Raw genomic sequence first — 10,130 nt, 5'->3', positions numbered from 1 at the left:
GCTTGATTGCTTAACTGCTGTTGGGTTGAGTATGGCGAGTGATTCATCATGAGAAGTCCAACGCTTACTTGATTGACTGGATTGAACCAGACCAGAAAGAAAACGTGCGACCCGCAAGAACCTCAGCGGTTAAGGCATCAACCTCAAAAGCTTTTTTGTTTGAGTAAGCCTTGGCTTTTAAATACTTAGGAGCGTATGCAGCGGTAACAACAACGATTTCTCGACCGTTATCAAAGAAACGAACACCGTCATTAAGTTGAATGTTGATAGCCATATATTTACCCACGCAAATCTGAGTTCCAAGATAAGGGAACTATAATTCCCTTTATAGGGAACTACAAGATACCCAAATTGGGAACCAAGCAGCTACAATGGGTAAAATCACGGAGGCTTTATGTATCAGACAAAACTACTAGACAGCTATAAATCAGCCAAAAACTACATACAAGACAAACAAATTGCAGCTGATTTAGGCGTACAGAAAAGCCGAATCTCTGAATTCAGAAGTGGCAAACGCTATATGTCTGATATACAAGCCGTTTTCTTGGCGCAGGAATGCAAAATTGATGAGAAAGAAGCATTAATTGGTGTTCACGCTGACCGTACGCAAAATTCTCACATCAAACAGTTGTGGGATGAGATTGCAAAAAAGCTTAATAGCCAAGGTAATCAGCTACATAGCCTTGGTTTAGTGGCGATTTTGGGTGGTTTATCAACCGAGGTTAAAGCGGTAGCCCAGTGCGCATTATGTTTGCTTTATGGTAAATAGAAATAAAGTTGACATATGCACAACCTCAATAATTGCAGGGGATAACATAAGCCCTTGTAATTATTGATAAGGTTCACAAAGGTCATGGTGTCTACGAAACTCACAGGTAACTACATTTTTCGTAAATTTGAATGCGGTTTAAGCAAGTATGAAACCAGCGAATTATGTTTTAAAAGTGTGAGAACCATCACGCGATGGGATGGAGGTCAAGAGATACCACCGGAATGCAAACGGCTAATGAGAATGTACACAGGAAGAGAAGTAGGAATAAGTGAAAGCTGGATAGGGTGGAGAATTGCCAAAGAAAATCTAATTTCACCAAATGGTTTAAGTATCTCTTCAAACAAAGTATTAACGGGTACAGCAATATTAGAGATAGGCGCAGAGCAGGATAGCTACAACCTATCTTTAATAATGAAAACAGCAAGGTCGTTAAGAAAGGTACTAAAGAACTAATAATGGGTCCGCTAGCAGCCCTTAAATAAAGGCTGTTAGTGCATTACCGCTAAACACAGTTCAACGCCATATTAAACTTCCGAGTGTAAAGCACTTGCTTTATACACCAAATGCAGATGTCTGAGGAATACTTTTTATAATTTCGTAGTTATCCTTGTTGTCTCGGATTGTAATCGCAGAATCTAAGTAGTGATTAATGTTGCCAATAAAGTCAGCCCATTTAACCGATTTAATATATGATGAGTCGCCGAGATATATAGTCTCTGCAGCATGCTCTGAGCAATCGCTAAATGACGGAGTTTTGATGTTAAACATATTGCTTTTCATAATTTTAAACAGAAAATCAGTTTTCAACGTTCTACATTTACATACCAAACATGTATTGTCTTCGATGAAATAGTCATATGTGTCATTTTCATCGGGTAAGACTACAGCTAAAACTGCATTTGACCGACTGGTAATATTATTGCGTGTGAGTTCTTTCAGTGAATATGACACCTCCCAAGGAATCCATTGCTCACTTTCAGACTGGAATATACTTGTTGATTTCATACCTTTTGAAACTATAACAATGGTAATGCTGCTATCAAAGATTTTGTCTCGGAGTTTCGATGCAATAGTGCTATCTTTAAAATCACTTAAATCTTCACCATCAGCTTCCCCTTTGTTGATGTGATCTCCTTCATCTAAATAATTTTGAAGTTCATCAACATAGCTTCGAACTGTCGTTGTATCAAAGATACTATCTGTAAGAGCCTTAACTTGATCATCAGCATACTTGTAAGAAACAAAAATTTTTCTTCCCATATTTGTACTACCCACCAATAAAAAACATAACAATTACAGTAACTGCGACAGTGATACCGTAAAAAGGAAATAGAGTTTTAGACAAAATTCCTGATGACCAAGAATTACGGCCGCTACTGAATTTTGAAGCATTCATCGAAAAATCGATTTCACTTTCTCGTTTCAAACAAACTTCTTCATAAAGCTTTCGATATTGACGTTCTTGTGAAATAAAAAAACCATCTAGCATCCAAAAAATCGGAATGACTATATAGGTAATCAATACATACTGGATATTTGCATCTTTTGCAGCTAACGCAAACAGTGCAGAAATTAATGTGATTGCCCACCCTTTAATTAGGAAAGAGTTTGAATTCATACGAGTAATCACATTCTGAATAAACTCTAGATGTTTAAGCTTGCTTTCCATAACTGATTTCCACTAATGAAACTAATAGCATTATACCGCATAGTTTTCTTGTGTAACATTACGGCGTCTAACCGCCTGCACCAAACTAAAACCACCGAGTATAACTCGTCACATTGTGCCTTTAACATTTATTGAGTCTTAACCGGCAACATACACCAAAGAGGTATGTTGGAATGTGACTAAATAAATGGAAATACACTCAACAAAATGAGATTGTTAAGTGTAAGTGTTTTTCTACAGTTGATTAGGGTTACCATCAGTGTTTGAATATGCCCATTTTGTGACTTCGGAGACCATTATCCCGTCATCTTTATCTAAAACCTTTTCAAAGTAATCCCTTAAGCCTTCAGGAGAAGTATTAAAACGATTAAAACACCATGTTGACTCAAGTACACGTACAGCGTTGAAGCTATCTAACTCTTTATACAAAGCATCGTAATTTTTTGATTTTCTTAAGTCATACGTCAGAAAGTATAATGCCATCATTTATATCCTTATGATTTTAAAGGGTTATAGAAGTATGCGCAGAGCACAGTTTTTTATACGTACGTGTTAAGTAACTTGATTACTTGTTAGGCTTATCCTCTTGCATTTCTTCCCGGTTCATCTTCAGGAACTCTGAATCGCCAATACTTTCCAGCATTAACCCAAACAACATTTGTCTCAGTTAGTTTCTTGAAAGTATTAAGCAACACTCGATTAAGAACTAGATTTCCATCACTATTTTCACGTAATAAACCTTCGCTTGATGATTTAACTAATTTATCAACAACATCATCCTGATAAATACATCCGTCTTTTTCGAGTAATAAAATCATCCATGATGAAATTTCATTCACATCCATTATTTAACTTCTTGAGCAACAAGTTCTAAAGAACCTTCAGGAAAAAGACCAAATTCAAGCTTCTTTCCTGCGAACCATTGGCAGCGATAGTTTGAGGTTACCTTTGAAGGTATCGTTTGTACTGTCATATCTGGACCTCCAGATTTTATTTTAACTATATCGCCAACGTTAAATTTACTTTCTACTTGCATGTGTAACTCCATTATTGATTGGTAAGCCTGACATTGTATTCAACGATCTAAGATCGTATATCTCATCATTACATCAAGCATTCAATCGTAACAACAATCAGAACATTCTAGTTCGTAAAATACCTATTACGTTAAATAGCCGACTTAGCAGGGCAAAACACCACACTTAGCCTCTTAACGCTTACTGACTGCTATTCTAGCTCGTTATGTATGGAAAATAATACAGAATGTGTCTGAAAGTTAATTACCAAAATCAATGCATATGATATTGATCATGTTATCAATTCAAATTCGTTATGATTTGAGTAGCAACCCCCTAAAATCATACTTTTCGCTGTGTGAAGGGGGGAAGGAAACAAGCCCACTTGATGCATGCAATTATTTACATATATGCGCAGATGGAGAAAATATTTCAAGTATGGTTAAATACCTGAAATTCATCTAAAAACGGCATCTAAATCATGTTTAAACGACTAATATTACTATCACTTCTATCAACAACATTACTAGGCTGCGATAGTAATGATGATGTGAAAGAATTAGATTCAGTGCTTATCAAGAAGAATGAGTACTTTTCAACGCAGTTCAATGTAGACGGCAACCAGCAAGTTAACGTCAAAGTAAGTTTACTGAATAATGTCCCTTCAGAAGCATTCATCATTACAGAAGAAGAGTACAAAAACTGGGAAGATGAAACACAGACAAATGACTTTGCAAGTGCAACATTAATATCAATTGTTAAATTTTCACCTGTTCCAGATAATCTAACAGAGTCAGGTTGGATTAAACTAGAGTCTGGTGACTACCGTATACTTATCGAAAACACCGATTTTGGTTCTGTAAGTCCACAATCTGTGGACGGAGGATCTATCAGCGTTACAAATTCAACAAATGTCATGTACTCCATACTCTACAAATAAACTATCTAGATAAGAGCAAAAGCGGCTTGGCAGTGAGAAGGGCGGTTATTCAGAGATATTGAGTTAAGCGTGGTATCGGTCAGTTAAGACCGATATGAAATTTGAATTGGGTGGTGTGACCTTATATGCCTTCGGCATTTGTCTCTTTAGATTTATCGATAAACCTGCATTTAGGGAATGCGCTACAGCCTAAAAACATTTCACCTTTATGTTCTGCTTTTTTTGATGTGCGCTCTATCAAAGGTGATGAACATTTAGGGCATAACTTTATTAATGGCTCAGACTCTGAGTGATTCTGTATTTTCTTTAAGTATGGTTCGATAGCGGATCTAACTTCAGATGCTACATAATTGCGCTTGGCCGTGATGAAGACCAAAGGAACACCAGCACTATACATAGCGTCAGCTAAAAACTTGTCTCGATTTTCTCTATCAGTATTATCATGAGATGAATCATTTAGTTCAACGGCACAGATAACCGTTAAGTATTCTTTATCGCAAACAACAAAATCAAAGTGTTTTCGAGAGATCTTATTAAACAATGAACCCCATTCTTTTTTACTGAACCCTTGCTTAGGCTTAATAACATCAGCTACGCGAACCTTGCCTAATAAAACAAAATTATCAGTTAAAACACTTTCAAGTACACCATAAAAGGATCTTTCCGCTGGAGAAAAAAGAGTAGGGATTTTCTGATAAGAATCATCAGAAATTATTTCTCTTTGAGTTATTTCTTTTGGGGGCATTTCTTTTGAAAATGTTTCTTTTCTTATTTTAGATTTTCTTGGACGAAGTAGAGCCTTCGATAAACCTAGAATTAACAGTAAGACGATGAAGATAAGTAAGTTTGTAGAATCCATTCAAACCTCAAAATATGAACAAGTTATTTCAATGATGCAAATGCTACAGGTATTTTCGAGGTGAATGCAAATTGTTTTATATATTGATAACTTAGAAACTAACAACGTCTTTAGCTTCATCGAAGAAGTTATCTTTTCCCTTTGTATCTTGTCTTGGCTTACACCCTAGAAAGTAACTACGCTCACCGTAGTTCAATTTCACTAAGCAATAGTCGTACACTGAGTAGGTTATATTAAATTGCCCCAAGACCTTGTCACCAATCCAATAAGAGCCATTACCCGTTACTGCTTCAATCAATATTTCCCGCTTCATATCATCGCCAGCCTTAATGAAGTAAACCGACGACACATAGACCGCTTCCAGACCTTCCATTGGTAAGAAGTCGGGGACACCGCCAATAACTTTTTCAACCGTTTCAACTTTTGCCTGTTTAGGTGATGTGGGTTGAGAAGGGTTTTCAATAGTTGAATTACCAGTGATTGGTGAATCAGACTCAGGAACTGAGGCAGTTGAAGCCTCCGCACTGAATATACTGAGTGCATCAGTAAAAATGAACATACCGATAGCCAGTGAGATACACAAAGCCGAACCTATCACCATCCAGCTTTTCCAAAGTGGGCGAACATCCGCAGCCATTGCCTCTGAAACTTGTTTATTTGATCCTGTGTGCGACTTGTAAAACTTGAAGATGCTTTCTTCATAACGTCGCTGATTGGTATTAACCACCGCACCACGGCAACCATCTTGCACTTTTTGCGTGTAGGTTTGTTGTGAGCCTAATGCTGTATTTTTCGAGCAGCGATATTGCATTTGCACCATATCACGCACATCACGATGTAACTTTCTATCTGACTGAGAGATATAAATAATGTCGTAACCATAATGCCGGTGCATCGACAAAAACTCTAACAGCTTGATATCGGTTCCCGTTGTAGGGATAACCATGTGCGCCTCATCGACAACCACCAAAGGGGCAATAGCGCCATCATCAGAACGCCATTCATCTTGATAATCTTCGACCTTGGAAAATGGACGATTCAAGTTACCAAAGTCATCGTATTCGGTTTTAACAATCACAATCAGATTGCGAACATCACCCCCAAAGACTTGTACGAACGTATCAATGTTCAGGGGTAGGTTGGTGACAACCTTTCGACCTGCTTTTATTGCTGGCAGAATGTGAAACTTCACCGCTTCATAAGATTTACCGCCCCCTGGTCGACCGATGATTAAGTTGATCATGATTAACTCCCTAACCGAACAAACGGAATGAGTTGCATGGTCAATCGAACCGATAATGCCACCGCAATAATACCTAAGCACTGAGGAATACCAATCATGGCTAAGACACCTACAACGTTAGGCGGTAGGTTGATGTATTGCTGAAAGTCGATAGGTGATAATAACGCCATGACTGAATCTAACGCTGAATTAATGAAGGTCAGGAATATCGCCACAATGGAAATAACCAAATCACTGAGCATGTCTTTTATTGTGTAGACAATGTTCAACATGAACACTTTGAATTGTTCCCACATCTCCGTTATCCATGAAAACATACCGCCACCGTCAGCAGCAAAAACAGGCATTGAAAAAACAAATAACATACTCATTAGAACGTTTTTCATATTAACCACCAAAGACCGCAGAACGACAGAATAGGACAGTGGAGAACATCATAATGGCGCGAATGAAGCCCCAGATATAATCACTGATACTGAGTTCGAAACACCCGAAGCTCATATTGCCAATATTGTTAAAACACAAATCCCACTTAGGGCTGAATGAACCAGTGCCTAAATCTATGGTTAATACATCGGTAAAGCCTTTTGATTTAACACGCTCAGAAAAGGCATCAAGAACACCACCCAAACCATCAGGATAAGAACTAGACCAATAAGACTTACAATTACGAGTAAGACCACAACTTACCTCTGTGCCAGAAGCAAAATCCCCCTCCGCCAGTGCATCAAAGGTTTCACCGATTCCATCTACCGAATCTGTTAACGTCCCAATACCATCACCTAATGCGTTTAACTCCTTGGTTATGTCATTACCTAGCTGGTTATTACTGGCTGCAATATCATTGCCTAACTTATCGACAGCAGTGACAACGTCACCATTATCGACAGTAACTTCCATTTCACCGTTTAAGGCTTCAATTGCAGCCAAAATACCGTCTAACTTTTCATTGCCAATATCGTTTTTCTCACCTAAACCCGCCGTCAAATCCTTTATGTTTAACAGCTCATCAGTTTGCTTTTGGGTTTCATCAAATTGCGCGAAGGCTTTATCCAACTGGGCTTGATTCTCAGCCGTTAGCACCGAGCTGTTTTGCTCTGTCAGGGTTTTAATATCGGTTAAGAGGTTATTGCTGGTTTCTGCTTTTTTGTCTAATTCAGGAATACCCACACCAAAGTCATCACCCAAGAGTGATATTTTTTCAGCAATGATTTGCTGGTAAGCCGTTTGCTTATCAGACTTAATACCTAATTCAGAGGTGACATTTTTAATGTCAGATAGGGCATCTTTATTTGAAATTTTGAGGGCATCAATATTGCCACCTAAGCCACTGGTCAGTTCTGAAATGGAATCTAAACTTGAACTAATTTTTGAGCGACTTGCTGTAGCTGAATTGAATTCACTGGTATTAAAACTCTTTAAACTACTAATGCTATTTAACACAGGACTTAAATCAGCAGGGTCAGCATCCTTACCTTGAATACCTTGTAATCCTTGCTCACCCTTAGCGCCTTTTGCACCACGCTCACCGTCTTTCCCATTAGTACCATTTAAGCCGTTAACCCCATCACGACCATCATTGCCGTTTGTGCCATCAATACCATTTGTACCGTTAATGCCGTCTATACCATTCGTGCCATCCACACCGTCTTTACCTGCTTCCCCCGTATCACCTTTATCCCCCTTGTCACCTTTTTCGCCTTTGCTGCCGTCACCACTGCCAGAGCTATCACCGCCAGACGAACCGCCACCGGATGATGAACCACCATCGCCACCACTTGAGCCACCGCCAGTATTCCCACCGTCACCATCTCCGCCTGAACCTGAACCACCACAGGCATCCCCCGTACAAGGTTTATCAATAGGCTTTGAATTACAGCCGCCTAAGATAGCTTTTGCCTGATTGCTACAAGAATAACTATGGGTATTTTCATAACCCATTGGAGGGTTATCCATACAAGCACTAATGGCACTACTTAATGCGCTTTTTCCTGCTGCGGTATCACAATACTTATCCTCAGGCTCGGGAGCATCATCTTGACCACTAAAATAAAGCCATGGCCTTTGCCCATTCTCTAATTTAAGCCTTAGGCTTTTATTGGAATCCCGAGTAAAACCTAAAACCCTAGAACCAAAGACTCGTACTCTATCAACGTAACACTGCCCAAGCGCGCCCGCACTAGGCATTTCAACATTACATGGGTATTGACCATTAACAGCAACAACACCCGCAAATGAATGAAGAGAACCAAAAAAAAGAACGAAAACGATAAGTAATCGACACATATTAACCCCATAAAAAAAGGCGACCTAAGCCGCCCGTTTATTACCTTCCTTGGAAGCCGTATATAACAGCCCATCCTGTTAGCGACCCCATGACCGCAAAGAGTGTCAAAATGAGGTCATGGAGTAGGCTAGCCATTACGCTTTAGAAACAGCACGCTTACCGACTGTAATTGCTTTAACTGCCATCGCAATACCGATAACAGCCACACCTGCAGTACCGATAAAGGTGGCGTAACCAGAGAAGTCGACCGCAGCAAAAATCCCCGTAGATGCCGTATCAGCAGCATGAGCACCAACAGAAGAAACAGCCGCAAGAACAGGGGCAGTGAATTTAACTAAGTTCATATTTTTCATAACAATTTCCTTATACAAGTGATATTACTTTTTTAGCGATTCCAACGGCATAAGCACCGAAGTAACCAACGATAACAACCGCAGTGAAGCCCAACCCGAAAGCTTGACCCATTGCCGTGTTTGTTAGCCCATATTGCTCAAACCAAGTTTGATATTCATTAGCAGTAACCATCACATATGCTGAACAATTCTGAATAGGTTCTGATGTCGCTACTAAGAAACCGTCACTGGTTGTGTTTACGCAAATTGGCATAATTTAAATCCAAATTACATGTAATTAACTATTTCTCTTTTTGCTCAAAAGAGGGAACAGATAGCAGGTGCCAGCCAGAGAAACTTACGTGTTTTCCACCGTCACCCGCAAAAGAACGCTCAACGTGTTGGATCTTGAAATCGACTTTCTTATCGATGATTTTCTGTAAATCCAAACCACCACCCATAGAATCCCAGACGTCAGGAGACACACGGCAATCGACCACCTCGGAAGGGTTAAATAGTTGAAGCTTCACTGTGCCAGAGTCACGGGATTCCCCCGTTTTTTCATTGATATTCGTTTTCTTCTCGATATCGTCAGAATCGTTGATGCGTCCTTTGATAATCATTTGAGTGCTCCAATTTTTAAAAGATGACAGTTATTGACACAAGTCCAAGGAAGATGGAGAAAAACAGGAACCCTCCCCGCAAGCGGGGCCCCTCCCATTTTTACCATCTTCAAAAGCATCGAAATCAAAAGAGTAAGCTGCTAATTCGTCAACACGTTGTAAGTATTCTTGATATTGACTGTATTGCTCATCAGCCATACGTTGGTATTCGCCTTCGCGTTCTAGCACCTCAAAGATGTCAGTAACACCCGTCATGATGCGCTTGGTGCCACGAAGGAATTGTTCTTTGTTTTCGGTTTTCCATTGACGCCCACGCGTCGCAAGGTAAGCAGCCTTGAAGACCACACCAATCACACGAGTGTTGGCATCGTCCCCGTAACGGGTTTTAG

The 10,130-nt window shown here is 39.5% G+C and carries 16 protein-coding genes and 1 pseudogene; 3 read left to right on the top strand and 14 right to left on the bottom strand.

The annotated features are described in order from the left end of the window. Positions 1-64: 64 nt before the first annotated feature. On the bottom strand, positions 65-274 hold the full coding sequence (locus C9J48_RS27430) for a hypothetical protein (RefSeq protein WP_006231896.1): 210 nt from the start codon (positions 272-274) through the stop codon (positions 65-67). A gap of 120 nt (positions 275-394) precedes the next feature. Here C9J48_RS27430 and C9J48_RS27425 point away from each other — a divergent pair, with 120 nt between their 5' ends. Then, positions 395-769, top strand: coding sequence for a DUF3693 domain-containing protein (locus C9J48_RS27425; RefSeq protein ID WP_006231895.1), 375 nt, complete (start codon positions 395-397; stop codon positions 767-769). A gap of 84 nt (positions 770-853) precedes the next feature. Then, positions 854-1,225, top strand: a complete 372-nt coding sequence (locus C9J48_RS27420; RefSeq protein ID WP_006231894.1) for a DUF3653 domain-containing protein — start codon at positions 854-856, stop codon at positions 1,223-1,225. Between the two features lie 99 nt (positions 1,226-1,324). Here the strand turns inward: C9J48_RS27420 and C9J48_RS27415 are convergent, their stop codons facing one another. The 5 genes from C9J48_RS27415 to C9J48_RS27395 form a co-directional block, all read right to left on the bottom strand. Continuing rightward, positions 1,325-2,032: a TIR domain-containing protein gene (locus tag C9J48_RS27415; RefSeq protein WP_006231893.1), complete on the bottom strand. Its 708-nt coding sequence runs from the start codon at positions 2,030-2,032 to the stop codon at positions 1,325-1,327. Between the two features lie 7 nt (positions 2,033-2,039). Next, entirely contained in the window at positions 2,040-2,441 is a 402-nt protein-coding gene (locus C9J48_RS27410) for a hypothetical protein (RefSeq protein WP_006231892.1), read from the bottom strand. A gap of 234 nt (positions 2,442-2,675) precedes the next feature. Beyond that, positions 2,676-2,927: a hypothetical protein gene (locus tag C9J48_RS27405; RefSeq protein WP_107281303.1), complete on the bottom strand. Its 252-nt coding sequence runs from the start codon at positions 2,925-2,927 to the stop codon at positions 2,676-2,678. A gap of 92 nt (positions 2,928-3,019) precedes the next feature. Further along, a complete protein-coding gene (locus tag C9J48_RS27400; RefSeq protein WP_006231890.1) occupies positions 3,020-3,286 on the bottom strand; it encodes a DUF6953 family protein in 267 nt (88 codons plus the stop codon). Beyond that, positions 3,286-3,477, bottom strand: a complete 192-nt coding sequence (locus C9J48_RS27395; RefSeq protein ID WP_006231889.1) for a YodC family protein — start codon at positions 3,475-3,477, stop codon at positions 3,286-3,288. Before C9J48_RS27395 ends, C9J48_RS27400 begins: the two co-directional genes overlap by 1 nt. A gap of 461 nt (positions 3,478-3,938) precedes the next feature. Between C9J48_RS27395 and C9J48_RS27390 the strand changes: the two genes are divergently transcribed. Further along, positions 3,939-4,397 (top strand): hypothetical protein, encoded by a 459-nt coding sequence (locus C9J48_RS27390; RefSeq protein ID WP_006231888.1) that lies wholly within the window; start codon positions 3,939-3,941, stop codon positions 4,395-4,397. 121 nt (positions 4,398-4,518) lie between these two features. Here C9J48_RS27390 and C9J48_RS27385 read toward each other — a convergent pair whose 3' ends face one another. The 8 genes and pseudogenes from C9J48_RS27385 to C9J48_RS27350 form a co-directional block, all read right to left on the bottom strand. After that, positions 4,519-5,256, bottom strand: coding sequence for a DUF2726 domain-containing protein (locus tag C9J48_RS27385; RefSeq protein ID WP_006231887.1), 738 nt, complete (start codon positions 5,254-5,256; stop codon positions 4,519-4,521). Between the two features lie 91 nt (positions 5,257-5,347). Continuing rightward, positions 5,348-6,499: a zonular occludens toxin domain-containing protein gene (locus tag C9J48_RS27380; protein ID WP_006231886.1), complete on the bottom strand. Its 1,152-nt coding sequence runs from the start codon at positions 6,497-6,499 to the stop codon at positions 5,348-5,350. Between the two features lie 2 nt (positions 6,500-6,501). Next, entirely contained in the window at positions 6,502-6,885 is a 384-nt protein-coding gene (locus tag C9J48_RS27375) for a DUF2523 family protein (RefSeq protein WP_006231885.1), read from the bottom strand. Between the two features lies 1 nt (position 6,886). Continuing rightward, on the bottom strand, positions 6,887-8,785 hold the full coding sequence (locus C9J48_RS27370; protein WP_006231884.1) for a collagen-like protein: 1,899 nt from the start codon (positions 8,783-8,785) through the stop codon (positions 6,887-6,889). Between the two features lie 135 nt (positions 8,786-8,920). Next, positions 8,921-9,139, bottom strand: coding sequence for a hypothetical protein (locus tag C9J48_RS27365; RefSeq protein WP_006231883.1), 219 nt, complete (start codon positions 9,137-9,139; stop codon positions 8,921-8,923). 10 nt (positions 9,140-9,149) lie between these two features. Continuing rightward, positions 9,150-9,392 (bottom strand): hypothetical protein, encoded by a 243-nt coding sequence (locus C9J48_RS27360; protein ID WP_006231882.1) that lies wholly within the window; start codon positions 9,390-9,392, stop codon positions 9,150-9,152. Between the two features lie 28 nt (positions 9,393-9,420). After that, positions 9,421-9,741 carry a hypothetical protein gene (locus C9J48_RS27355; protein ID WP_006231881.1) on the bottom strand — a complete coding sequence of 107 codons (321 nt, stop codon included), beginning with the start codon at positions 9,739-9,741 and terminating at the stop codon, positions 9,421-9,423. Between the two features lie 30 nt (positions 9,742-9,771). Further along, a pseudogene (locus C9J48_RS27350) lies at positions 9,772-10,130 on the bottom strand (replication endonuclease); the annotation flags it as partial.

The organism is Photobacterium profundum (assembly GCF_003026285.1).
GTDB classification, from domain to species: Bacteria; Pseudomonadota; Gammaproteobacteria; order Enterobacterales; family Vibrionaceae; genus Photobacterium; species Photobacterium profundum.
Note: the sequence above shows the minus strand (reverse complement) of the source record. Positions and strands in the feature narration are given on the sequence as shown.